A 25,684-nucleotide genomic window follows, 5' to 3' on the forward strand; every position below is an offset into this window, starting at 1 on the left:
GAGTTTATGTTTTACGTTGGAATAGATATAGGATCTACTGCTTCTAAGGTATGTGTATTTAAAGATGATAAAATTCAATGTAATTTTGTTTATCCAACGGGTTGGAGCAGTGTCAAAATAGCAGATGAGATAAAAGCAAGATTATCTGATTTGGGAATTAACAAGGATAACTGTAAGATTGTAGCCACAGGTTATGGCAGGGTATCAGTGCCATATGCTGATAAAACTATAACTGAGATAACCTGTCATGGTAAGGGAGCATATTATCTTACGGGAGAAAATTGTACTGTTATAGATATAGGTGGCCAGGATACTAAGATAATAACTGTTCAAGATGGCAATATAACTAATTTTACAATGAATGATAAATGCGCTGCAGGCACCGGTAGATTTTTGGAACTTATGGCTAATACACTTGGACTTGGTATAGATGAGATGAGTAATATGGCTAGATCCGGAAGCGGAATAACCATAAGTTCAATGTGTACTGTTTTTGCTGAGTCAGAGGTCATAAGTTTGATTGGAAGTAATAAAAGAAGAGAAGATATAGCATATGGAGTTATAGATTCAATAACAAATAAAGTTAAAGCTTTGTGTCAAAAGCACTCAGAAGGATTTAATTATTTTCTAAGTGGAGGTCTCAGTGACAATAGTTATATAGTTGAAAGACTTTCTGAAAAGTTACAAGGCAATGTGAAGACACATCCGCTTGGGAGATATGCTGGAGCAATTGGAGCTGCGCTTATGTCTAAAAAGATTTGACTTTATATAAGATTCATGATATATTTGAAAAAACAGAAAATCCTTTAATACTAATCCTGTGAGATTGGGAAGGTTATATTAAATAGTAATTGATAATATTTGAGTATAATTATGCCTTCCGATAGGAAGGCTTTTTTTATACCTTTAAATTTAGCACTGAGAGGCTAAGAAGGAGGAATTAAATATGTTAAAAGGAAGAAGTTTAATTGATCCAATGGATTTTTCACCTGGAGAGTTAGATGAGATTTTTGATTTAGCAAGCCAAATAATAAAATCACCAGAAAGTTTTTCACATGTGTGCGATGGGAAAATACTAGCAACGTTATTTTATGAACCTAGTACAAGAACCAGGTTTAGCTTTGAGGCTGCAATGTTAAGGCTCGGTGGGAAAGTTATAGGATTTTCAGAACCTGGCTCAAGCTCGGTTTCAAAAGGTGAGAGTGTAGCAGATACCGTGAGGGTTGTGGGCTGCTATGCAGATATAATTGCTATGAGACATCCTAAGGAGGGTGCACCGAAGGTTGCTTCGATATATTCTACAATACCTGTTATAAATGCTGGAGATGGAGGACATCAGCATCCAACACAAACACTCACGGATTTATTAACAATCAAATCAATAAAAGGCAGTTTAGATAACCTTACTATAGGCCTTTGCGGAGACTTAAAGTTTGGGAGAACTGTTCATTCTTTAATAAAAGCTATGTCAAGGTATCAAAATAATAGATTTATTTTAATATCTCCTAATGAATTAAAAGTTCCAGATTATATAATAAATGAATTAAAAAATCACCATATTGAATTTGAGGAGATGGAAAGGTTGGAGGACACTATTGGGTCTTTAGACATATTATACATGACTAGAGTTCAAAAAGAGAGATTCTTCAATGAAGAGGATTATATAAGACTTAAGGATAGCTATATACTGGATAGTAAAAAGATGGATACAGCACCTAAAGATATGATAGTATTACATCCGCTTCCCCGTGTAAATGAAATATCAGGTGAAGTGGATGGTGATAAAAGAGCATGCTACTTTAAACAAGCCAAATATGGAATGTATGTTAGAATGGCACTTATGGCTGAGCTTTTAGGCGTAAATAATTTACGGGAGGATTAAAATTATGCTTACAATAAATAGTATTAAAAATGGTATAGTTATAGATCACATAAAGGCAGGTCATGGTATAAAAATATTCAATTACCTTGGACTTGACAGAGCCAACTATTCAGTGGCACTTATAATGAATGCTGAAAGTAAGAAGCTTGGTAAAAAGGACATAATAAAAATAGAAAATAGTATGAATTTAGATTTTACGGTATTAGGATTTCTAGACCCTAATGTAACTATAGATGTAATAAAAGATGAGAATATAGATAAAAAAGTAAAATTAACTTTCCCCAAAAAGGTTACCGATATTATAAAATGCAAAAATCCTAGATGTATAACTTCAATAGAGAGAAATTTACCGCATGTATTTGAACTTATAGATGAAGAAAAAGGAGAGTATAAGTGCCAGTACTGTGATGAAATTTATAAGGCAATGGATATATAAATAATTTATAATTCAAGTGAAATGAGAGTTGATAATAAAATGATTATAGATAAATTGTATGATAGTGTTAAAAAAAAGGGACATGTATGTGTCGGGTTAGATACATCTATGGAATATATACCTAAATGGCTGTTAAATAAACATACTTCAATTGAGAATGCAATTTTAGAATTCAATCAGAGTATCATTTATGATACATTGGATGTTGCTGCGTGTTATAAAGTTCAAATAGCATATTATGAAGCTCTTGGATTAAAGGGAATGACAGTTTATCGTAAGACACTAAAATATTTGAGGGACAAAAATGCGATTATAATAGCTGATGTAAAAAGAGGAGATATAGCAAAAACGGCTGAGATGTATGCAAAGGCCCACTTTGAAGGAGATTTTGAGAGCGATTTTGTAACACTAAATCCGTATATGGGGCTTGATGGAATAGAGTCATATCTTCCATACATTGAAAATAAAGATAAAGGTTTATTTGTACTTGTTAGAACATCTAATGAGGGTGCCTCTGATGTACAGTATTTAAAGACTGAATCAGGCGAAAAGGTATATGATGTGGTTGGAAACAAGATAAATAAGCTTAATTTAAAATATTTAGGATTAAATGGTTATGGACCTATAGGCGGAGTTGTTGGATGTACACATACAGATGAAGGAGTAAAAATAAGAAAAAGTTTGGATAAGATGTTTTTTCTTATACCAGGTTATGGTGCTCAAGGAGGAAAAGCTGGAGATGTGGCTGTTTATTTTAAGAGTGGAAATGGAGGAGTTGTAAACTCTTCAAGAGGCATTTTGCTTGCATATAGGAAAGCATCTGATGGAGAAAAAAATTTTGGTGGATATGCAAGAAAAGAAGTTATTAGAATGAGAGATGATATAAAGAGTAAATTATAATTTGTTTGGAGGGAATTGTATTGAATTTTAGTACGAGTTTAGTATATGAAAATGTTGAGGTATTTAAAAATATTTTTAAACTTTCAATAAGGGGAAAATTTGGCGGCAGGGCGGGACAGTTTTATATGCTCAGAGCATGGGGGGATTATCCAGTCTTATCAAGGCCAATAAGTATACACTTTGTAAGTGATAAAAAAATAGTCTTTTTATATCAGAATGTTGGAGAAGGTACTAAAATATTAAGCAGACTTAAAAAGGGAGATCCAATACAGATTACAGGACCACTTGGAAATGGATTTGACATTCAAAAGATAAATGGGAAAGCAGCTTTAATTTCTGGTGGAATAGGCATAGCACCTATGCTTCAGTTAGTCAGGGAGCTTAAGGATTCAGGCAGTATTGATATTTATTCAGGATTTAAGGATGAATTTTATGAGATTAAAGATCTTAAAGATTATGTAGATAATATAAATATATCAACAGAAACAGGAACATATGGACATAAAGGTTATATAACGGAAATATTCAAGCCTGAGTTATATGATGTTGTAATATGTTGTGGACCGGAAATAATGATGTCAAAGGTAATCAAAATGTGCAGAGAAAAGAGTATTCCGGTGTATGTTTCTATGGAGAAACATATGGCTTGTGGAGTTGGAGCTTGTCTTGTATGTACCTGCAAGACTAAAGATGGGAATAAAAGAACTTGTAAGGATGGACCTGTTTTCTTTGGAGATGATCTGATACTTAAGGAGGAATAATATGCTTTCGGTTAATATATGCGGTTTGAATTTTAAAAATCCTGTAATTGCGGCATCAGGAACATTTGGTTTTGGAGAAGAGTATGATAATTTTTATGATGTATCACGTCTTGGAGGAATATGTTCAAAAGGTCTTACGTTAAACCCAAAGTACGGAAATGATGGTGTGAGAGTTTTTGAAAGTAAAGCTGGTATGCTAAATAGTGTAGGACTTCAGAATCCGGGTGTGGATCATTTTATAAAATATGAGCTTCCTAATATGAAAAAATACAATACTGTAACTATTGCAAATTTGGGCGGTGGAAGTATAGAGGAATATATAGCTGGTATTCAAAAATTAAATGATACTGATGTGGATATGATAGAGTTAAACATATCCTGCCCAAATGTCAAGTCGGGCGGAATGGCGTTTGGAATAAAATCAAGTGTGGCATATGAAGTTGTTAAAGAGGCAAGGAAAGCCTGCAATAAGATAATGATGGTAAAACTTTCACCTAATGCAGAGGATATAGTGGATATGGCGTATAAATGCTGTGAGGCTGGAGCGGATGCTATATCACTTGTAAATACATTTAAAGCAATAGCGATAGATATTAATTTAAAAAAACCAGTATTTAATAATGTTACAGCAGGATTGTCAGGACCTGCAATAAAGCCTATAGCACTTAGAATGGTATATGAAGTTTGCAGGGCCATTGATATTCCTGTAGTTGGACTCGGAGGAATAACCTCCTGGAAAGATGCACTTGAATTTATCATGGCAGGTGCATCTGCAGTTCAAATTGGAACTGCAAATTTTATGAATCCAATGAGTTGTATTGAAATTATAGATGGAATTTCTAATTATATGAAAAGGGAAAATATAAATTCACTCAGTGAAATAAGAGGAATAATATAGGTTTTATGGATAAAAGCTTAACTTATGCTCCGGCCGGGATTTCTAAAATATGTCACGTAAAAAATTTCTAGTAAGTCTAAGCTTGTGTTCATAAAAATCCCAGCTAGAGGCTAAGTTAAGCTTAGAATTACAAATCCTATAGTTAAATTTAAAATTATATTATATGGAGGATGATTTTATGGAAAATACAGATAAAATGGTTATAGATACTTTAAAGGAGACGGGAGCACTCTTAGAAGGGCATTTCTTACTATCTTCCGGGAGACACAGTGATAAATACTGCCAGTGTGCAAAGCTTCTACAATATCCTGATAAGGCCGAGAGGGTTTTAAAGGTTGTAGCAGATGAACTTAAAGATTTAGACTTTGATATAATAGTGGGACCAGCTATGGGAGGAGTAGTTGTATCCTATGAACTTGCAAGGCAGACTGGAAAACCTGGCATATTTGCTGAAAGGCAGGATGGAAAAATGACTATAAGAAGAGGATTTGAAATAAAAAGAGGACAGAAGGCTATAATATCAGAAGATGTTATTACAACTGGCAAATCATTTTTAGAGGTAGCAGATGTAATCAAGGCTTTGGGCGGAGAAGTAGTGGGAATAACTTGTATAGTCGACAGAAGAGCACGAGGAGTAGAAGTAGAATATCCACTTTATAGTGCTGTAAAACTCAATATAGAAAGTTATGAAAAGAAAGAATGTCCTATGTGTAAAGATGGTACTCCATATATAAAACCGGGCAGCAGAAACATAAAATAAGTCATAGGTTTGTAACTGGAAGTTTAATTTATGATCCAGCCGGGATTTCCAAAATACGCCACGTAAAAAATTTCTAGTAAGTCTAAGCTTGCGTTCATAAAAATTTAAGCAGATTATATAAACTCGCTGAGCTCAAACAAATATAATCCACTAAGATTTTTAAGAACCCTTCGCTAAGACTTACTACAAAATTTTTTAATGTGTCTTAATTTTAGAAATCCCGGCCTGCGCATAAGTTAAGCTTCTACTTGTAAACCCTATAATGGTTACTAATTGAAAGATTAAGAGTTAATAATAAAGCATGTAATTTAGTGAAAAGATTAAATTTATTTACTGTATAATAGTTCTCCATCCTCTATTTTTATAATTCTGTCGCATTGACTTGCTATTTTTAAATCATGTGTAACTATAATAACTGTTTTACCTTCACTATTTAAATCTTTAAAAATATTCATTACATCTTGTCCTGTTTTTTGATCTAATGCTCCGGTGGGTTCATCTGCAAGTATTATTTCTGGATTATTTACTATTGCCCGGGCAATTGCAACCCTTTGACACTGTCCACCTGAAAGCTCTTTAATTTTCTTATTCATTTTATCTTTCATATTCAATTTTTCGAGCACATTAATTATAATTTTTTTTCTTTCGTTTTTCTTTACTTTTCCATATTCCAGTGGGATTTCTATATTTTCAAACACCGTATAATCATTTATTAGTGCAAAATGCTGGACAACAAATCCAAAGGTTTTGTTTCTAATTTTACACAACATGGAAGTTTTTAATTTATGTACTTTTTGGTCTTTTAGAAGATATTCTCCATCTGTTATTGTATCCAATGTACCAAGTATATTTAGCAGAGTGGATTTACCTGAACCCGATGGACCAACTATTGCAATCAATTCTCCTTCAGTTATATTTAAATTTACATTATTTAATGCTCTTACTTTATTTTGTTTAGAAGAATATATTTTGTTTACTCTGTTTAATTTTATAATGTCCATAACTATTCATCTCCCTTTACTAGTTCATTGATATTAAGCTTAAATATTTTAATCACAGGAATTACTGCTGCAGCTAAGGATATAATTAATACAATAATAAATAGCAGAATCAGACTGTTTATATTTATAAGCTTTCCATCTCTGTAGTATATAATTGATCCTGTAATTACATATGATATAAAAAATGTTATAAATATCTCCCAATATGTGATTTTGGCAATATCAGATAATGTCCCTCCGCTCATAATGTGTATACCATATTCTTTTTTCCTTTTATCTACAGAGTCAAGTATTGATATTATGAAGGTTATACAAACAAATATGATTACACTTATAGAAGTTATGGAGATTATTTCATACTGTTCTTCAAGCATATCTCTATCTTGAGTTATATACTTTGAAAGATCTCTCATATTTGCATTCCTAATTGCAGGTACAGCGTTAAGTGCCTTTTTTATTTTTGAAAGCTCACTATTTATTTCAGATTGTTCCGTAGAGTTATCAAATATAATGTAATTTGTATTGAATAGGGTCGAATCGCATAAACTAACTTCATTTTTATAGGAAGCATCTGTAGATATAATATAGTTGTTCAAATTTACATATCTTTCACCGATTTGAGATACATCACCCGGAGAGTATTCATTTTCCTTAAGTATTCCTACAATTTTACCTATACGTGAATCCATTGGAATTTTATCTCCTACTTTAAAGTACTTGCTGTAGTTTGCTCCAATTATAATAGGGAATACATTATTGTCACCAATAAAATTAAATTCATCGTCAGTAAACATTCTTCCTTTCTGAACATTTAAAGGATACATTTTTATATATGGTCTATTTATGCACATGTCTTTAGTTTGAAAATATGTTTTACCATCAACAACTGCATGAAATTCACCTGAAGCTTGAAATTGCTTATAATTATTAAAAGTCGGAATCATCATTCCTGATCCTGAATTTCTTACAAAAGTATATTTTTTGCTTTTTTCCATAGTTTTAAAAATATCCACTATTGTCTTAAAATTACTGCTGTTAGCATTGAAATTAAATTCTTCAGCTTCTAATTTATAGGCTTTTTTATCTTTAAAGAACCTTTCGACCTTATTTGTTTCAGAATTAACTCTTTTATACATATTTATGTTTTCATATATAGAATAAAATCCAAAAGTCAGTTGGGTAATGATCAAAAATGAATAAAAGAATCTGGAGGATATTCCCATGAGGGCGTATTTAATTTTCATATTTATGCCCTCCCTTTTATAAGATAACTTATCTGAGCCCTATTTATACCCAAGGAGCTTATTCCTATAACTATAATGCCTATAAGTAAAATAAAAATGACACTTATAAATATATTAAATGCATTTAAACTCGCATTTTGTATTTGAAGAAATTTACTCATTATAAGAGTTTTTTGTACCGCAATTGATATGATAAATGATATAAAAGATATCATTAAATATCTTTTAGTTATATGAAAAATGATGTCCCTGTTTGAAGCCCCATACATCCTTCTTACTCCTAGTTCAAGAGAAATTGTGTATATCCAGTGGAAAGTAGTTCTTATAAGAGTTATAACAATACATAGTATTATAAGTGAAAAATTAAGCATTACAGTACTGGAACCTTGTAGTGCAGTTATTAATGGGCTTACAGCATGAGCCTGATTAGATATTTCTATAGAACTGCTATTGTTTCTTGTATTGATTTTATGGATTAAATTTTTAAGATCATTATCGCTTCTTACCAAGCTGTCTAAGTTAAATCCTCCATATAAATATGTGAGATTTTCATAATTAAGGTCACAGTTTAAATTATATAATATGCAGGAATCATATTGTGTTTCTTTGTTTTTCTTACCCATTATTCCTACAACTAAAAATTTTTCATTACCCCTGTATATATATTTTTTACCATCTTCTGTGTTTGTATTATTGAGAATATCTTTGCCTACAACTGCTATTTTCTTATTTCCTTTAAAATCATTCGTAGTAAAGAATCTCCCTTCAAGTAAATTGTATTTATTTTTATATATTCCATTAAAATAAAATCCATATTGAGATACTCCTGGAATAAATGCCTCTCCTCCTTCATGGATAATTATTATATTCTTTTGAGATTCAATTTCCTTCAAAGTTTTTATCACATTTTCTAATTTAAAACCATTTTCATTAAAATAAAAGGAGATGCTGTTTATTGTTTTAAAATTATTTGCTTCCAGTGTTATATCGTATACTTTTTCAATATAACCTATTATAAGTGATGCAAAAATTAATATAGAAGTTAAACATAGTGTTAAAAATTTTGTTTTTCTAAAATACTTTACTGATATTTTCATAAAATACCTCCAGATTGTTTAATGGCAGTTTGAATATCTAGAAAGGATTCACCATAAAATTTTGTGATGAATCCTTTTTAAATTTTAAAGTTTATAATCTACTCTGTGTAATTCAGAAGCGGGCAAATTTCCAGGAGCACTTAAACTTTTAGTTTGCACATAATTAGAAGCATGAACTTCACTACTTTCTCCTCTAAGTATTATTTTAGTTCCAACATGATATCCATTGCATCCACAAGCTGATAATGCATATGTTTGCTTTGCACTTGTATTGTGTGTTATTCTAATCTTTACACTATGCTCCGGCCCCTTATCTCCATTGCACATTGTATCATTGCTATAGTAGGTGTTGATATAATAACTATGACCTGATCCCATTGCGAAAACCGGAGTAGCTGTTATTACAGATATAATCCCGATAAATAATAATGTTTTAAATTTCATTTTTAATCCCCTTTGCAAATAAATTTATTTAATAAACCCTTGGCCAAGAGGTTTAAACGAGTTTGTAGTTAATTTAACTATCAGTCCTAAACCAATATACTATAAGTTTTATTGTATTTTCAAGTTAAAATGCGTAAAGTAGGGATATTATACCTTAAAAAAGGCTTTCTATGTTTTTATGATTATTTTTATTTGTTTTAGGATACTTTGTAAAATTGATAGATTTTCAAGGTATATTTTTAATAGCAAAAAAAGTCATATAGTGGAAATATAACACTGTATGTGGTACAATATCATAAAAATATAATATAATTAGTATCAATTGTAATTATTATTTTACAGGGCGAGAGAGGTAATGAAATGATTGACATTATAATTTGTGAAGATAATGATTATCATAGAAATCAAATAGAGAATATTGTAGTAAGTGAAATGCTTAATTTAAATTATAATTTTAAAATTCAAATGTCTACAAAAAATCCAGATGAAGTTATTAGATATGTTAAAAAATATAGGAGCGATGCACTTTTGTGTTTTTTAGATATTGAATTGGATTTTAAGACAAGTGGAATGGAACTTGCAAGAATAATTAGAAAAATTAATCCTATGGGGTATATTGTATTTATAACATCTCATGTGGAACTTACGCTTCTTACTTTTGAATACAAGGTACAAGCTATGGACTATATAATAAAGGGAAATCTTGATTACATGAAAAAGAGGATTGCTGAGTGTATTATTGAAGTCTATAATGATTCAAAAAATGCTCTTGCAATAAAAAAAAATTCTATAAAAATAAATATAGCAAATAAAGTTATTTACTTTAATTTAGATGATATTTTATTTTTCGAAACTAGCACTAAGGATCACAAGATAAGAATACATACCTGTGATGAACAATTGGAGTTTTATGGTGTATTAAAACAAATTGAGAAAGAGGTAACATCGGATTATTATAAAGTACACAGATCATATTTAATAAATACTAAAAAGATTAAAGCTGTAGATAAAAAAAATTTTATAGTGTATATGATAAACGGTGAGAAATGTTATGTATCAGAGAAACGTTTGAAAGGATTGCTGGATAAATGGGTAATTTAGTATTTGATTTATCGTATACAACTGTTATAATTATTAATTTTATTATAATTATTATAAATATAAGCTCTGATGGATTTGATAAAAAGAATTTAATTATATTTAGTATTATAAATTATATCTTGATTTTTTTATTACATATAGCTAAATATGATGTTGTAATATTTTTATCATTATTTTTAAATCCTGCTTTGTATTTATATATAATTTCAAAAAAGATATATACATCTATAGTTAAAGCAGTATTTATAAATATTATTTTTACTATCAGTAATTCTATTACTGTTTTTTTTAGTGTTAATATTTTTAAAGTAAACTATGATAAAATAATAACCAACTCCGATATATACTTTATAGCAGGGCTAAGTACAATTTTATTTTCGTATATTATAAGTAAAATTATAGGAATGATTTTCAACAAGCTTTTGATTAAAACGGATAATTTAGATGATTTTATAAAAGGAAATTCATTAATAATAGCTTATATGATAGTTGATTTTATTATAATAATTTCGGGAATTATTGTATATAATTACATATTTAAAGACATAGATAGAATTACTATTTTTTTAAATATAATAGTATTATTATTTGTTCTAGCTAGTTCGGTTATATTATGCTATTTTAACAATAGAAATATTAAAATAAAACTTGAACAAAAGTATAAGAATGAGGAATATCAACAACTTAAACAATATATAGATATGCTTGAAAGTGCAGAAAATAGTTTAAGGAGATTTAAACACGACTATTTAAATATATTACAGACGCTAGAAAATTATATAAAATCAGAAGATATTGTTGGCTTAAAACAATTTTATAAAAATGAAATATTACCAGAAAGTAATAAGATAATTAATAACAATAAATATTTATATCCACTTAAACGTATTAAAATTAGTTCATTAAAAGGATTAATATCCTCAAAAATAATAATCGCTGATTCAAAAAATATTGAAGTTAAGTTGGAAATCTTAGATAATATATGTGATATTTCAATGGGAGTTATAGATATTTGTAGAATTATTGGAGTATTGATGGATAATGCAATTGAAGGAACAGAGTTAACTGATAATAAAAAAATACATATTGCTGTAATAAAGAATGAATGTGCTACTATATTTTTTATAAAAAACTCATGTATTAAAGATACCCCTAAGATTTATGAAATATATCAAGAAGGTTTTTCTACAAAAGGATATAATCGAGGAATTGGTCTAAAAACAGTTAGAAGTATTATTGATAGCAAATATAGTAATGCATTGCTAAATACCAAAATTAAAGATTTAATATTTACTCAAGAATTAGTAATTTATGATTAAAAACATTTATTTGTAATTTTAAAGTTATTTTATCCGCCGGGGGATACTGCCAAAATCCGGTACTATAAATACTTTTAGTAATTCTAGGCTTAACTTATGCTCCGGCCGGGATTTCCAAAATACGCCACGTAAAAAATTTCTAGTAAGTCTAAGCTTGCGTTCATAAAAATCTTAGTGGATTATATAAACTCGCTGAGTTCAAACAAATATAATCCACTAAGATTTTTAAGAACCCTTCGCTAAGATTTACTACAAAATTTTTTAATGTGTCTTAATTTTAGAAATCCCGGCCTGCGCATAAGTTAAGCTTAGAATTACAACCCTATATAAATATTTATTGACAACAAGACATCATTATGATAACCTATGTATAAATATAAATAAAAATGTATAAAAATTAATCATCAGATCAAGATGAAGTTATTTATTATAATGTGATATGTTAAAAATAAGCTGTATACTTTGATAGTTTCTATGATAAGTAATTATGTTTCATATACAAAAATTTTTAAGTTTGAAAGATATATGATAATTTTTATGTATAATTTATGTATACATGAAACGATAAATTTATATAGAGGTGTATAAAATGAATGGACTACTATATTTAGAAGATGGTACTTTTTATGAGGGGAATGGTTTTGGAAAGGCTGGGACGGCTGTAGGAGAATTGGTATTTAATACATCTATAACAGGATATCAGGAGATACTAACAGATCCATCTTATGCAGGTCAGATAATTACATTGACCTATCCACTCATTGGAAATTATGGAGTAAATAAGTTTGAAGATGAATCGGATAAAATATATGCAAAGGGTCTTATCGTAAAATCCATATCAAATAATCCATCAAATTACCTAAGTGAAGATACGGTTGATTATATGTTAAAGAAAATGGGTACAGTTGGAGTATGTGGTTTAGATACAAGAAGTATAACTAAAAAGGTTAGAAGCGGCGGGGCAATGAAGTGTGTTATAACAAATGAAGAATTAAGTGAAAATGAATTAAAAGAATATTTATGCAATACTGAAGCTGATTCAAATTATATGGAAGAAGTAAGTACTAAAAAATTAATACACATATCCGGCAGCGGTCATAAAGTTGCATTGCTGGACTTTGGAGTGAAGCTTGATATAATAAATAATCTGAAGAAAAGAAATTGTGATATAACAATTCTTCCTTATAATACATCATATGATGATATAGTAAAATTGAATCCAGAGGGAGTTCTATTAAGTAATGGACCTGGAGATCCTAAGTCAGTTAAGTGCGGTATTAATACAATTAAAAATATTTTAGGCAAATACCCTGTATTTGGGATATGCTTAGGGCATCAAATGCTTGCTTTAGCAATTGGCGGAAATACCTACAAGATGAAATATGGTCATAGAGGCGGGAATCATGGAGTGTATGATATTGAAAAAGACAGAGCCTATATAACATCTCAGAATCACGGGTATGCGGTTGATCCTGAAAGTGTAAAAAAAGATATGATAATAACACATGTAAATTTGAATGATAATACAGTAGAAGGTATGAAACATAAAATTCTTCCGGTATTTTCAGTTCAATTTCACCCAGAAGGTGCACCAGGACCTGAAGATTCAGCATATTTATTTGACAATTTTATAAAGATAATGGAATGTTAGTAATGTCCAGGTGTTATACCTGGACATTACTTTAAATGGTAGTTGTATTTTAAATTGATATAGATTTAAGGTAGGAGGAAGTTTAAATGTCATTAGATAAAAGTTTGAAAAAGGTATTAATACTTGGTTCGGGACCAATTATAATCGGTCAGGCTGCTGAATTTGATTATTCTGGTACACAAGCGTGCAAGGCTATAAAGGAAGAAAAAATAGAAACTGTATTAATAAATAGTAATCCGGCGACAATAATGACGGATACACATATAGCTGATAAGGTATATATAGAACCTTTAAATATAGAATGTGTGTCCAAAATCATAGAGAAGGAAAAACCAGATGGAATTTTAGCAGGATTTGGAGGGCAGACGGCCCTAAATCTTGCGATGAAGCTAAAAAAAGAGGGGATATTGCAAAAGTTTGATGTAAAACTCCTCGGAATTAATAGTGAATCGATAAAGAAGGCAGAGGACAGAGAAGAATTTAAAAAACTTATGATAGATATAAATCAGCCGATACCTATGAGCATAATAGCTACAAATATCGATGAATGTGTTGAATTTGTTAATAAGTATGGATTTCCGGTAATAATAAGACCTGCGTATACTTTAGGTGGTACAGGTGGTGGAATTGCTGAGAATATGAATGAGCTTTTAGAAATATGTGATGTTGGTATAAAATTAAGTCCAATAGGTCAGATTCTGCTTGAGCAAAGTGTTGCCGGATGGAAAGAACTTGAGTATGAAGTAATACGGGATGCAAAGGACAACTGTATAATAATCTGCAACATGGAAAATATAGATCCGGTAGGTATACACACAGGAGATAGTATAGTTGTAGCTCCATCCCAGACTTTAAGGGATAAGGAATATCATATGCTCAGAAAAGCAGCTATTAATATAATAAGAAGCCTTAAAATTCAGGGGGGATGCAATATACAATTTGCTCTTGATCCAGATAGCAGCAATTATGTTGTTATAGAAGTGAATCCTAGGGTTAGCAGATCAAGTGCATTGGCATCTAAAGCTACAGGATATCCAATTGCAAAAATAGCTGCTAAAATAGCTATAGGATATAGCTTGGATGAGCTCAAAAATTATGTTACAGGAAATTCAAGTGCATGCTTTGAACCATCAATAGATTATATAGTTACAAAAATACCCAAGTGGCCATTTGATAAATTTAGCAGTGCAGAAAGAAGTCTTGGAACTCAGATGAAAGCGACAGGAGAAGTTATGGCTATAAGCAGAACATTTGAAAGTTCACTTTTAAAGGCGGTTACTTCACTTGATGGAAAATTTTCAACACTTAAGATACACAAAATGGAAGAAATGAGTGTAGATGAATTAATTGAAAAAATAAAAATGCAGGATGATCAAAGAATATTTGCAGTTGCAGAAGTTTTTAGAAAAGGAATAGGTGTTGAAGAGGTATTTGAAATAACAAAGATAGACAGATGGTTTTTAAATGGAATAAATAATATAGTTAATATGGAGAATAGACTTCAAAATGAGAAAATGAGTGCAAATTTATTATATGAAGCAGAGGCTATGGGATTTATAGAAGAAGAAATATGCAAATTTTCGAAAGTTCCCAAAGAACAACTTGATATTATCAGGCGGGAGAATAAAATATATCCCGTTTACAAAATGGTGGATACATGCAGTGGAGAGTTTGAGGCTCAAACACCTTATTATTATTCATGCTATGAAGATGAGGATGAAAATGTAATAACTGATGAAAAAAAAGTACTTGTTATAGGTTCGGGACCTATAAGAATAGGGCAGGGTATAGAATTTGATTACTGTTGTGTACATGGTGTTTGGGCAATAAAGGATATAGGTTATAAAGCTATAATAGTAAACAATAATCCAGAAACCGTAAGTACAGATTTTGATACGGCTGATAAACTATATTTTGAACCTCTCCATATAGATGATATTATGAATATTGTAAACAGGGAACGGCCCGAGGGTGTCATAGTGCAGCTTGGAGGGCAGACATCAATAAATTTAGCTGAAAAAATCAATGAAAATGGTGTTAAGATATTGGGAACTTCTTTTGAGTCGATTGATCTTGCAGAGGATAGAGATAAATTCAGTAAGTTTCTTAAAAAGCTTGACATACCTTCTCCAAAGAGTGCATCTGTTACAAGTATTGAAGAGGCGTATAATGCTGTAGAAAAATTAAAATATCCTGTTGTAGTAAGGCCTTCTTATGTAATAGGTGGTCGGGCAATGGAGGTTGTATATGATAAAATTGCACTCACAAAGTATATGAAGGAGGCTGTCGGATTATCTACGGGACATCAAATACTCATAGATAAGTATATAAAAGGAACGGAGATAGAAGTTGACGCAATATCAGATGGAGAAAGTGTGCTTATGCCGGGCATAATGGAACATATAGAGAGGACAGGAGTACATTCTGGAGATAGTATGATTGTTTATCCGTACATTACACTTCCAAAGAAAACTGTCAATACACTTGTAGAATATACAGAAAAGATTATAAAGAATATGAAAATTATAGGACTTGTCAATATACAATATGTCTTTGATGGCGAAAAAGTATATGTAATAGAGGTAAATCCAAGGGCATCCAGAACAGTACCTATCTTAAGTAAGGTAACTGGTGTTCCAATGGTTAAGATTGCAGTAGAAGTGTCACTTGGCAAAAAGCTTAAAGAGTTTAAATATGGCACTGGGTTATTGAAAAATAGGAAGTTATATGCAGTAAAGGTTCCTATCTTCTCAGGACAAAAATTGGCAGATGCAGATATGTATCTTGGACCTGAGATGAAGTCAACTGGTGAAGTACTTGGAGTGGATAAGGATTTTAATAAAGCAATTTATAAAGGATTCAGTGCGTCTGGGATAGATATAATAAGCAGTGGGAATATATATGTATCATTAAAAGAGTTTGATAGAGAAGAAGGATTTGAAATTATAAAGGATTATTCTAAGCTTGGGTTTAATATATATGCGTCTGAATCAACAGCAAAATATTTTAATGATAGATTACTTAATTGTGAAGTTATAGAAATAAAGAAAGTACCTGAACTCATAAGCAAAGGGAAAATAGATCTTGTAATTAATACACCTACACGAGGAAATAATTCAGAAAGTGATGGGTTTAAACTGAGAAGAAAAGCAGAAGAATATAGAGTACCAATATTTACATGTATTGATACTGCAAAAATATTTTTAACAGCAATAGCACTTAAGAATAAAAATGAAATTATGGAATGTAGGACTATAAGTGAATATTTAGATGTATAAGTTATATAAGATGTATCATTAAAAATTTTATGATCTAATGATACATCTTTTTGTATACTGTATAATATTTATAAGTTCAAAAATTGTTTACATTGAAATTCAACTATTTTATTGCTAAAAATGTTATTATTTTTAATGTATTTGAGTTATAATAAATAATGAGTTACTATAAAGTAGTTTTATTGCTAATAATTTTATATATTTAAAGAAGAATTCTGATATTCATGTATTATATAGTATATAGGAGGAATTAAAGGTGGCAAAGCCAAGTATATTTAGTAAGGATTATGATAAAAAGATGAAGAAGAGGAAAAGAAGGATAATTACTGCCGGTATTGTAATTGCCCTGGCAGTTATTGTTTTTATTGGATTTTCTGTAGTATCTTTTAGTGGAGCAATTAAAGATGCAAGTAAAAATTTAAGTAAAAATACTAAACAGAATGTTCAGAGTACACAAAAAGCTCCAGTTAATAAAACTAAAACTAAAAAAGATACTAAGGCAAGTCAAAATTCATATAGTATACAGTTAAGTGATGGTAAGACAGCAAAGGCAATATATGAAATCAATAATGGGGATAAGTTATTTAAAAGTGTTACATGTGATGGTGAAAATCTATCTTATGATGTAAATCCTTCAAAGAAGAATGTTATTATTTATGATTCTAAAAATCAAGCTATACTGCTTTTAGACACAAGTGGAAATAAACAGGATATTACAAATCCTCAATATACTCCTACAAGTGGAAATACTATAACTAAGGATGCTCAACTTTCATCTGATTCCAGTTATATTTGGTGTAGTAATCCGAAATTTTTAGACGATAATAATATCGCATATGTAAGCCAACTTCCCTGGATAGGTAAAACAACGAAATATGTATGGATAGAAAGTCTAAGTAATAAGAATAATGTTTTAGTTCAAGGAATTGAAGGCGAAAATGTGAAATTAGATAAAATAACTGATAAGGGTTTGACTGTTATTTCAGATGATAAGACTGTATATTTGAAAGCAGATGGGACTTTTGGAGAATAGTTGATAAAAATAGCTGTAAATTTTATGGCTTTGGGTATATAATTAATATTACAGAAGTACTGGATATACTCAATTATATTTGATAGAATATAGTATTGTATAATGTGTATTAATAGATTTAAATATATGTTATAATAATATAGCTAACATAAGCATGTTGAAGAGTAGGAGGAATAAGGCTATGAATGCTAAGGTAGAGAAACTAGAAAATAATGTTGTTAAATTAGAAATATCAGTGGAAACAGAAAAATTCAATGATTATTTAAAAAAATCTTTCAAGAAAAATTCAAAGAAATTTAACATACCTGGATTTAGAAAGGGAAAAGCTCCAATAAGCATAATAAAAAAATACTATGGAGAAGGAGTACTTTATGAAGATGCAGTGAATTTTTGCTGCGATGATACATATCCAAAGGCTATTGAGGAAAATGATATAAAACCTGTAGATTATCCTAAAATAGATATAGTCAATATAGGAGAAAATCAGGAATTTGTATATACAGCTACAGTAACTGTAAAACCAGAAGTTAAACTTGGTGATTACAAAGGGTTAGAAGTAAAGAAAGCAACGTATGAAGTAAAAGATGAGGACATAGAGAACGAATTAAAGTCTATGCAGCAAAAAAACGCTAGAATAGAAACTAAAGAAGAGGGAACTATTGAAAAAGGAAATATAGCTATTATTGATTTTGAAGGATTTATGGATGGCAAATCATTTGAAGGCGGAGAAGGAAAGGATTATGAACTTGAGATAGGTTCGGGTACTTTTATAGATAATTTTGAGGATCAATTGATTGGATTGAATAAAGGTGAAGAAAAAGACGTTATAGTTAAATTTCCGGAAGAGTATGGAAGAGAAGAATTAAATGGAAAAGAGGCTACTTTTAAAGTTACAATTAAAGGTATAAAGATAAAGGAATTACCGGATTTAGATGATGAATTAGCTAAAGATGTTTCTGAATTTGATACTTTGGATGAGTTAAAGGCTGATATAAAGAAAAAGATGGAAGAGTCTAATAAAGCAAAAGAAAAAAGGGAATTTGAAGAGGCTGTTATAGAGACTGTTTCTGAAAATACTACAATAGATATACCACAGGTTATGATTGATAAAGAAGTAGATAATATGCTTAAGGATTTAGAGATGAGATTAAAGTATCAAGGATTAGATCTTGAGTCATATTATAAATATACAAACAATACTGAAGAAAAAGTTAAAGAATATATGAAAGATACTGCGGAAAAGAGAGTAAAAACTGACTTAATGTTAGAGCAAATAGCTAAAGTTGAGAAGTTAGATGCTGATGAAGGAGAGCTTTTATCTAAAGCTAAGGAGATGGCAAAGCAGTATGGTACTGAAGATGATAAACTAGAAAAAACTGCTAAATTAATCTTGGGTGCTCAAGGAAATCTTTTAAAGATAGAAGTAGTTAATCAAAAGGCAATTGACTTATTAGTTAACAATAGTAAAGCAGTTGCATAATATGTTAGAGGGTTAATTGCCAGGAATTATTCTGGCAATTAATTTTAGACTTGAAAATATTATTGTATTATTTTATACTAATCTGGTAATATTTTTAATAATTAGTAAAAAGGAGGAGAAATTTATGAGTTTAGTACCAGTAGTTGTGGAACAGACAAATAGAGGAGAAAGGTCATATGATATTTATTCTAGATTATTAAAAGATAGAATAATTATGCTGAGTGAAGAAGTGAATGATACTAGTGCAAGTTTAGTTGTGGCACAATTGTTATTTTTAGAGGCAGAAGATCCTGATAAAGATATATATCTGTACATAAATAGTCCTGGAGGTTCAATCACATCTGGAATGGCAATTTATGATACAATGCAATATATAAAACCTGATGTATCCACTATATGTATAGGAATGGCAGCTTCAATGGGTTCATTTTTATTATGTGCTGGTGCAAAAGGAAAAAGATTTGCACTTCCTAATGCTGAAATAATGATACATCAACCTCTCGGAGGATTCCAAGGTCAAGCAACAGATATAGGAATCCATGCTAAGAGAATACTTGAAATAAAGAAAAAACTCAATACTATTTACAGTGAGAGGACAGGTCAGCCTTTGGAGACAATTGAGAAGGATACAGAAAGAGATAACTTCATGTCAACTCAAGATGCTAAAGAATATGGATTAATAGACGAAGTAATTACCAAAAAAAAATAAACCTTTAGTGAGGTGTTAAAATGGCCAAAATAGATGAGAAAAAACAGCTCAAATGTTCATTTTGTGGTAAAACCCAAGATCAGGTTAGAAGACTAATTGCAGGTCCTGGAGTATATATATGTGATGAATGTATAGAACTTTGTTCAGAAATAATAAGTGATGAATTTGAAGAAGATGTGCAGGTAGATATGAATTCTTTGCCTAAGCCTGTCGAGATAAAAGAGTATCTTGATCAATATGTAATAGGTCAGGAAGAAGCTAAAAAGTCTTTAGCTGTAGCAGTTTATAATCATTACAAAAGGATAAATAATAATGTCAATGCAGATGATGTTGAACTACAAAAGAGTAATATACTGTTACTTGGGCCTACTGGTTCTGGAAAAACTCTTTTAGCTCAAACACTAGCTAAGTTTTTAAATGTTCCTTTTGCAATAGCAGATGCTACAACGTTGACAGAGGCTGGTTATGTTGGTGAAGATGTAGAAAATATACTTTTAAAGCTTATCCAAAATGCAGATTATGACATAGAAAAGGCTGAAAGAGGAATAGTTTATATAGATGAAATTGATAAGATAGCGCGAAAATCGGAAAATCCTTCTATAACAAGGGATGTTTCAGGTGAAGGTGTTCAGCAGGCACTTCTTAAGATACTTGAAGGAACGGTTGCGTCAGTACCTCCTCAAGGAGGGAGGAAGCATCCGCATCAAGAATTTATACAGATAAATACCACTAATATATTGTTTATATGTGGTGGTGCCTTTGATGGTATAGATAAGATTATCGAGAGCAGAACGAGGATAAGTACTTTAGGATTTGGCGCTAAAATTGAGTCTAAAAATGAAAAAGATATAGGTAAGTTGTTAAAGGAAATAATGCCAAGTGATTTACTGAAATTTGGTCTTATACCTGAGTTTGTAGGCAGATTGCCTATAGTTGTAACTCTTGAGGCATTAAATAAGAAAGCACTAATTAGTATATTAAAAGAACCCAAAAACGCACTTGTTAAACAATATAAAAAGTTATTTGAAATCGATAATGTTGAGCTTGAGTTTGAAGAAGCTGCTTTAGATGCAATAGCTGATGAGGCATTTAAACGAAATACTGGTGCAAGAGGTCTTAGAGCTATTATAGAAGACACAATGAAGGATATAATGTTTGACATACCTTCTAAAGAGGAAATAGCTAAGGTTATAATAGATAAAAATACTATAAAGACAAAAAAACCTAAAACTATTAAGGCGGAAGATGGAAAAAGAGCTCCAATAAAAGTGAAAAAGAATAGATCCAGAAAAGGACCTGAAACTGCGTAATTAAGATGAACACTGAAATTTTATATTTTGGTGTTCATTTTTATATTTAAAATAATATTTTATCTCAATTTTATATAAATTCCTGAATTATAACTTTATTAGAAAGAATATGAAAAGCAAAATATGTGCATAATAAAAAGGTATTATATAGGATTTTGGAGGTAGAATTTAAAATATGATATATACTTTAATGATTATTGAAATGGCGGCAACCTTTGTAATGGGAATATACTTTTTTACAGCTTTAAAAGGTCAGAATTCACGAAAAGTTGTTATAAATAAAGAGAGTCAGACTCAGATGGAAAATTTAAAAAAGCTTAGAAATATAAAATTAACGGAGCCTCTTACAGAAAAAAGCAGACCATCGACTTTTGATGAAATAATAGGACAGCAAAAGGGGATAAAGGCTTTAAAGGCAGCACTTTGTGGACCTAATCCTCAGCATGTAATAATATATGGTCCTCCGGGAATTGGAAAAACAGCGGCGGCAAGATTGGTCCTTAAATATGCAATGCAGAGACCGTATTCTCCATTTAATGAAAAATCTAAATTCATAGAAATAGATGCAACTACTATAAGATTTGATGATAGGGGAATTGCAGATCCTCTTATAGGGTCTGTTCATGATCCTATATATCAAGGAGCAGGTTATCTTGGTATAGCAGGTATTCCCCAGCCTAAACCAGGAGCAGTAACTAAGGCACATGGAGGAATATTATTTATAGATGAGATTGGAGAGCTGCATCCTGTAGAAATGAATAAGTTACTCAAGGTACTGGAAGATAGAAAGGTCTTCTTGGACAGTTCATATTACAGTACATGGGATACAAATATTCCTGTATACATTAAAGATATTTTTGAAAATGGGTTACCAGCTGATTTTAGACTAGTTGGAGCTACAACTAGAAATCCAGAAGAAATTACACCTGCACTAAGGTCAAGGTGTGTGGAAATATTTTTCAGGGATTTACTTCCGGAAGAGATTGAGATGATAGCTGAAAATTCACTTAAAAAGATAAATTTCTCTATGGAAAAAAGTGCATATGGCATAATAGGAAGATATTGCAGCAATGGTCGTGATGCAGTTAATTTAATACAATTGGCATCAGGTATAGCTTTGAATGAAAATAAAACTATGATTGGTATAGATGATGTTGAATGGGTTATAGAAAATGGAAGATATTCTCCTAGAATTGAGAGAAAAATAAATTCACAACCCATGGTTGGTTATGTAAATGGGTTAGCTGTATATGGATCTAATATTGGTGCACTTATGGAGATAGAAGCAACAGCGTCTGAAGTTGCTTCTCATAGGGGAAGTTTAAATGTGACTGGCATTGTAGACAGGGAAGAAATAAATATGCAAAATAGGAAGATACTTAGAAAAAGTACAGCTCAATGCTCAGTTGAAAATGTTATAACTGTTATAGAAGAGGTTTTTAACTTAGATTGCAGTAAATATGATATACATGTAAATTTTTCTGGGAATGCCCCGGTTGATGGACCATCAGCTGGAATCAGTATAGCAGCGGCTGTGTATAGTGCTATAAAACAAATACCTATAAATAATGAAATTGCGATGACAGGAGAATTATCAATACATGGCAAAGTTAAGGCAATAGGAGGAGTTAATGCTAAAATTCAGGCTGGTAAGAAAGCAGGTGCAAAGACTATAATAATACCTGAGGAAAACTGGCAAAATAGTTTTTCAGCTTTGAAAGACATTAGAATTTTACCTGTTAATAATATAGAGGAAGTTATAGAGGCTGCATTGTTTAATAATCAAAAGGATATTTTGGATAAACAATCATTAGATTCGAAAAATAATATAGATATTCTTGCTGCAGAATCTGTAAAATCTCAATAGATTTTGATTACAAACTATAATTGTGAGTTTATAGTTTATAAAGATTTGAGTAGTAATTGAAAAAAACGTGTTTTATAGTTATAATATACTAGTCTAACCATTGATTATTTTGAATTTAATGTTTTACAATTAATCAGTATTAAGATTAAATCTTTTAAAGTGAGGGGAAAAGACAGTGGATAACATTAATAATAATAAAATAGAAAGTCTTTCTCTAATTCCTCTAAGGGGTATTACAATATTTCCATATATGGTTTTACATTTTGATGTTGGTAGAGAGAAATCTATATTGGCTTTAGAGCAAGCAATGCTTGAAGAACAAAAAATATTTTTGCCATCTCAAAAAGAGGCAAAAGTTGAGGAACCAAGTCAAAATGATATTTTTAAAATAGGCACTATTTGTAGTATAAAGCAAATTTTGAAATTACCAGGAGATACAATAAGGGTTTTAGTTGAAGGGCAAAGTAGAGGAAAGTTAAAAAAATATATTCAAACAGACCCTTTTCTGAAAGGTGAAGTTGAAGTCTTAGAGGATGATGAGTGTGATAGAAATAATGAGACTGAGGCACTTGTTCGCAGCATTAAGAAATTTTTTAATGAATATGTTAAATTATCAGGTACTATACCATTAGAGACATTTATGGCATTGGATGACATAGATAATCCTGGTAGATTTTCTGATACTGTTACTTCCTATCTTATGTTAAAACAGGATAAAAAACAGGAACTTATAGAAACTTATGATGTAGTCAGCAGATTAAAAAAACTTTTGGATATATTGATAAAAGAAGTAGATATTTTAAAGCTCGAGAAGAAGATAGGATTAAATGTAAAGAAAAAAATAGATAAAGCACAAAAAGATTACTATCTAAGAGAGCAGTTAAAGGCTATTCAAGAAGAATTAGGTGAAGAAGATGAAGATAAAAAGGAAATAAATAATTATAAAACAAAAATAACAAAAGCAAAACTTCCTAAGCCCGTTAAAGAAAAAACTTTATATGAATTAGATAGACTAAAGAATGCGGGAAGTTACTCTAGTGAAGGTGGAGTTATAAAGACTTATATTGATTGGGTACTTGCACTTCCGTGGAATAAACAAACAAAGGATAATTTAAATATAAAATCAGCTAGAGAAATTCTTGAAAAGGAACATTATGGGCTTAAAGATGTAAAGGATAGGATAATTGAATATTTAGCGGTTAAAAAGGTTAGTAATTCGCTTAAAGGACCTATATTATGTCTTGTTGGACCTCCAGGAGTTGGAAAAACATCAATAGCAAAATCAATAGCTCATGCACTTAATAGAAATTTTGTTAGAATGTCACTTGGAGGAATTAGAGATGAGGCAGAGATAAGAGGACATAGAAAAACATATGTCGGGGCTATTCCGGGAAGAATTATATATGGCATGAAACAGGCAAAATCGAAAAATCCGCTATTTTTATTAGATGAAATTGATAAGATGAGCAATGATTTTAGGGGTGACCCTGCAGATGCGCTTTTAGAAGTATTAGATGGTGAGCAGAATAATACATTTAGAGATCATTACCTTGAGTTAGATTTTGATTTATCCAATGTATTGTTTATAACAACGGCAAATAGTCTGGATACTATACCAAGACCCTTACTTGATAGGATGGAGATTATAAATGTCTCAGGATATACAGGTGAGGAGAAATTTCATATAGCAAAGAATCATCTGATAGTAAAAAAGCTTAAGGAACACCAAATTGATAAAAATGTAATTAAATTTTCAGATTCATCTATTTATTTTATTATTGATAATTATACTAGAGAATCTGGGGTTAGAAGCCTAGAAAGAAAGATAGCAGCTGTTATAAGAAAATCTATAACGGAGATGCTTGAAAAGGATAAAAAAAATATTCAAATAACTATAACCAAGGTTAAGAGATATTTAGGCCCAGAAATATTTAGTTATGATAAAGCTGATAAGAAAGATAAGATTGGTGTAGTAACAGGAATGGCTTGGACTGGGTATGGTGGAGATACATTACCAGTAGAAGTGAGTGTTATGCCCGGGACTGGAAAATTAGAGTTAACTGGCAAACTTGGAGATGTAATGAAGGAATCTGCAAAGGCAGGATATAGCTATGTTAGATCTAATGCTGGTAAATATAATATACAAGGTAAGTTCTATAAGGAGAAAGATATTCATATACATGTACCTGAAGGGGCAGTTCCTAAGGATGGACCGTCAGCAGGAGTTACTATGATAACAGCTATGATTTCTGCATTAAGTAATAGGAGGGTTAAACATAATGTAGCAATGACAGGTGAGATAACATTAACTGGACGAGTACTTCCTATAGGTGGTCTTAAGGAGAAGAGTTTGGCAGCTTATAGGGCGGGTATTGATACTATAATTATACCTAGGGAGAATGAAAAAGATTTAAAAGAAATACCAAATACAGTGAAGAATAAAGTAAAATATATATTAGCAGATAATATAGATAATGTATTGGATAATGCTTTAGTTAAGGATTAGTAGGTGA

At 30.6% G+C, this 25,684-nt stretch carries 21 protein-coding genes; 17 read left to right on the plus strand and 4 right to left on the minus strand.

What is annotated here, in order from left to right:
* The first annotated feature begins 6 nt into the window (after positions 1 to 6).
* From D4Z93_RS03850 to pyrE, 7 genes are all read left to right on the plus strand, one after another.
* Positions 7 to 762: an acyl-CoA dehydratase activase gene (locus D4Z93_RS03850; RefSeq protein WP_119970543.1), complete on the plus strand. Its 756-nt coding sequence runs from the start codon at positions 7 to 9 to the stop codon at positions 760 to 762.
* 184 nt (positions 763 to 946) lie between these two features.
* A complete protein-coding gene (pyrB, locus tag D4Z93_RS03855; RefSeq protein WP_119970545.1) occupies positions 947 to 1,882 on the plus strand; it encodes an aspartate carbamoyltransferase in 936 nt (311 codons plus the stop codon).
* Between the two features lie 4 nt (positions 1,883 to 1,886).
* Entirely contained in the window at positions 1,887 to 2,318 is a 432-nt protein-coding gene (locus D4Z93_RS03860; RefSeq protein WP_119970547.1) for an aspartate carbamoyltransferase regulatory subunit, read from the plus strand.
* A 39-nt stretch (positions 2,319 to 2,357) separates the two neighbouring features.
* Entirely contained in the window at positions 2,358 to 3,218 is an 861-nt protein-coding gene (pyrF, locus tag D4Z93_RS03865; protein ID WP_119970549.1) for an orotidine-5'-phosphate decarboxylase, read from the plus strand.
* Between the two features lie 20 nt (positions 3,219 to 3,238).
* Positions 3,239 to 3,979, plus strand: coding sequence for a dihydroorotate dehydrogenase electron transfer subunit (locus D4Z93_RS03870; protein WP_423243040.1), 741 nt, complete (start codon positions 3,239 to 3,241; stop codon positions 3,977 to 3,979).
* A 1-nt stretch (position 3,980) separates the two neighbouring features.
* Positions 3,981 to 4,877, plus strand: coding sequence for a dihydroorotate dehydrogenase (locus tag D4Z93_RS03875; RefSeq protein WP_119970551.1), 897 nt, complete (start codon positions 3,981 to 3,983; stop codon positions 4,875 to 4,877).
* Positions 4,878 to 5,055: 178 nt separating this feature from the next.
* On the plus strand, positions 5,056 to 5,637 hold the full coding sequence (gene pyrE, locus D4Z93_RS03880) for an orotate phosphoribosyltransferase (protein ID WP_119970553.1): 582 nt from the start codon (positions 5,056 to 5,058) through the stop codon (positions 5,635 to 5,637).
* A 326-nt stretch (positions 5,638 to 5,963) separates the two neighbouring features.
* Here pyrE and D4Z93_RS03885 read toward each other — a convergent pair whose 3' ends face one another.
* The 4 genes from D4Z93_RS03885 to D4Z93_RS03900 all read right to left on the minus strand — a co-directional run bounded on the left by D4Z93_RS03885 (position 5,964) and on the right by D4Z93_RS03900 (position 9,423).
* A complete protein-coding gene (locus tag D4Z93_RS03885; protein ID WP_119970555.1) occupies positions 5,964 to 6,638 on the minus strand; it encodes an ABC transporter ATP-binding protein in 675 nt (224 codons plus the stop codon).
* Between the two features lie 2 nt (positions 6,639 to 6,640).
* Positions 6,641 to 7,882 (minus strand): ABC transporter permease, encoded by a 1,242-nt coding sequence (locus D4Z93_RS03890; RefSeq protein ID WP_119970557.1) that lies wholly within the window; start codon positions 7,880 to 7,882, stop codon positions 6,641 to 6,643.
* Positions 7,883 to 7,884: 2 nt separating this feature from the next.
* Positions 7,885 to 8,979 (minus strand): FtsX-like permease family protein, encoded by a 1,095-nt coding sequence (locus D4Z93_RS03895; RefSeq protein ID WP_119970558.1) that lies wholly within the window; start codon positions 8,977 to 8,979, stop codon positions 7,885 to 7,887.
* Between the two features lie 84 nt (positions 8,980 to 9,063).
* Complete coding sequence (locus D4Z93_RS03900) at positions 9,064 to 9,423, minus strand: hypothetical protein (protein ID WP_119970560.1); 360 nt, start codon at positions 9,421 to 9,423, stop codon at positions 9,064 to 9,066.
* A 360-nt stretch (positions 9,424 to 9,783) separates the two neighbouring features.
* Between D4Z93_RS03900 and D4Z93_RS03905 the strand changes: the two genes are divergently transcribed.
* The 10 genes from D4Z93_RS03905 to lon all read left to right on the plus strand — a co-directional run bounded on the left by D4Z93_RS03905 (position 9,784) and on the right by lon (position 25,677).
* A complete protein-coding gene (locus D4Z93_RS03905; RefSeq protein WP_119970562.1) occupies positions 9,784 to 10,524 on the plus strand; it encodes a LytR/AlgR family response regulator transcription factor in 741 nt (246 codons plus the stop codon).
* Positions 10,512 to 11,843, plus strand: a complete 1,332-nt coding sequence (locus tag D4Z93_RS03910) for a sensor histidine kinase (RefSeq protein WP_119970564.1) — start codon at positions 10,512 to 10,514, stop codon at positions 11,841 to 11,843. Before D4Z93_RS03905 ends, D4Z93_RS03910 begins: the two co-directional genes overlap by 13 nt.
* A 589-nt stretch (positions 11,844 to 12,432) precedes the next feature.
* Positions 12,433 to 13,494, plus strand: a complete 1,062-nt coding sequence (carA, locus tag D4Z93_RS03915; RefSeq protein WP_119970566.1) for a glutamine-hydrolyzing carbamoyl-phosphate synthase small subunit — start codon at positions 12,433 to 12,435, stop codon at positions 13,492 to 13,494.
* An 86-nt stretch (positions 13,495 to 13,580) separates the two neighbouring features.
* A complete protein-coding gene (carB, locus tag D4Z93_RS03920; protein WP_119970568.1) occupies positions 13,581 to 16,772 on the plus strand; it encodes a carbamoyl-phosphate synthase (glutamine-hydrolyzing) large subunit in 3,192 nt (1,063 codons plus the stop codon).
* 256 nt (positions 16,773 to 17,028) lie between these two features.
* Positions 17,029 to 17,805, plus strand: a complete 777-nt coding sequence (locus tag D4Z93_RS03925; RefSeq protein ID WP_199798408.1) for a hypothetical protein — start codon at positions 17,029 to 17,031, stop codon at positions 17,803 to 17,805.
* 181 nt (positions 17,806 to 17,986) lie between these two features.
* Positions 17,987 to 19,285, plus strand: coding sequence for a trigger factor (gene tig / locus D4Z93_RS03930; RefSeq protein WP_119970570.1), 1,299 nt, complete (start codon positions 17,987 to 17,989; stop codon positions 19,283 to 19,285).
* A 100-nt stretch (positions 19,286 to 19,385) separates the two neighbouring features.
* Entirely contained in the window at positions 19,386 to 19,994 is a 609-nt protein-coding gene (gene clpP / locus D4Z93_RS03935; RefSeq protein WP_279220969.1) for an ATP-dependent Clp endopeptidase proteolytic subunit ClpP, read from the plus strand.
* A 20-nt stretch (positions 19,995 to 20,014) separates the two neighbouring features.
* Positions 20,015 to 21,304, plus strand: a complete 1,290-nt coding sequence (gene clpX / locus D4Z93_RS03940) for an ATP-dependent Clp protease ATP-binding subunit ClpX (RefSeq protein ID WP_119970572.1) — start codon at positions 20,015 to 20,017, stop codon at positions 21,302 to 21,304.
* A 175-nt stretch (positions 21,305 to 21,479) separates the two neighbouring features.
* Complete coding sequence (gene lonB, locus D4Z93_RS03945) at positions 21,480 to 23,171, plus strand: ATP-dependent protease LonB (RefSeq protein WP_119970574.1); 1,692 nt, start codon at positions 21,480 to 21,482, stop codon at positions 23,169 to 23,171.
* 184 nt (positions 23,172 to 23,355) lie between these two features.
* Positions 23,356 to 25,677, plus strand: coding sequence for an endopeptidase La (gene lon / locus D4Z93_RS03950; RefSeq protein ID WP_119974218.1), 2,322 nt, complete (start codon positions 23,356 to 23,358; stop codon positions 25,675 to 25,677).
* The last annotated feature ends 7 nt before the right edge of the window (positions 25,678 to 25,684 follow it).

It is taken from the genome of Clostridium fermenticellae (assembly GCF_003600355.1).
GTDB lineage: Bacteria > Bacillota > Clostridia > Clostridiales > Clostridiaceae > Clostridium_AV > Clostridium_AV fermenticellae.

Excerpts from the sequence above, each read along its gene's own strand:
- D4Z93_RS03850 (WP_119970543.1), top strand. The coding sequence starts at position 7 with ATGTTTTACGTTGGAATAGATATAGGATCTACTGCTTCTAAGGTATGT.
- pyrB (WP_119970545.1), top strand. The coding sequence starts at position 947 with ATGTTAAAAGGAAGAAGTTTAATTGATCCAATGGATTTTTCACCTGGA.
- D4Z93_RS03860 (WP_119970547.1), top strand. The coding sequence starts at position 1,887 with ATGCTTACAATAAATAGTATTAAAAATGGTATAGTTATAGATCACATA.
- pyrF (WP_119970549.1), top strand. The coding sequence starts at position 2,358 with ATGATTATAGATAAATTGTATGATAGTGTTAAAAAAAAGGGACATGTA.
- D4Z93_RS03875 (WP_119970551.1), top strand. The coding sequence starts at position 3,981 with ATGCTTTCGGTTAATATATGCGGTTTGAATTTTAAAAATCCTGTAATT.
- pyrE (WP_119970553.1), top strand. The coding sequence starts at position 5,056 with ATGGAAAATACAGATAAAATGGTTATAGATACTTTAAAGGAGACGGGA.
- D4Z93_RS03885 (WP_119970555.1), bottom strand. The coding sequence starts at position 6,638 with ATGGACATTATAAAATTAAACAGAGTAAACAAAATATATTCTTCTAAA.
- D4Z93_RS03890 (WP_119970557.1), bottom strand. The coding sequence starts at position 7,882 with ATGAAAATTAAATACGCCCTCATGGGAATATCCTCCAGATTCTTTTAT.
- D4Z93_RS03895 (WP_119970558.1), bottom strand. The coding sequence starts at position 8,979 with ATGAAAATATCAGTAAAGTATTTTAGAAAAACAAAATTTTTAACACTA.
- D4Z93_RS03900 (WP_119970560.1), bottom strand. The coding sequence starts at position 9,423 with ATGAAATTTAAAACATTATTATTTATCGGGATTATATCTGTAATAACA.
- D4Z93_RS03905 (WP_119970562.1), top strand. The coding sequence starts at position 9,784 with ATGATTGACATTATAATTTGTGAAGATAATGATTATCATAGAAATCAA.
- D4Z93_RS03910 (WP_119970564.1), top strand. The coding sequence starts at position 10,512 with ATGGGTAATTTAGTATTTGATTTATCGTATACAACTGTTATAATTATT.
- carA (WP_119970566.1), top strand. The coding sequence starts at position 12,433 with ATGAATGGACTACTATATTTAGAAGATGGTACTTTTTATGAGGGGAAT.
- carB (WP_119970568.1), top strand. The coding sequence starts at position 13,581 with ATGTCATTAGATAAAAGTTTGAAAAAGGTATTAATACTTGGTTCGGGA.
- tig (WP_119970570.1), top strand. The coding sequence starts at position 17,987 with ATGAATGCTAAGGTAGAGAAACTAGAAAATAATGTTGTTAAATTAGAA.
- clpX (WP_119970572.1), top strand. The coding sequence starts at position 20,015 with ATGGCCAAAATAGATGAGAAAAAACAGCTCAAATGTTCATTTTGTGGT.
- lonB (WP_119970574.1), top strand. The coding sequence starts at position 21,480 with ATGATATATACTTTAATGATTATTGAAATGGCGGCAACCTTTGTAATG.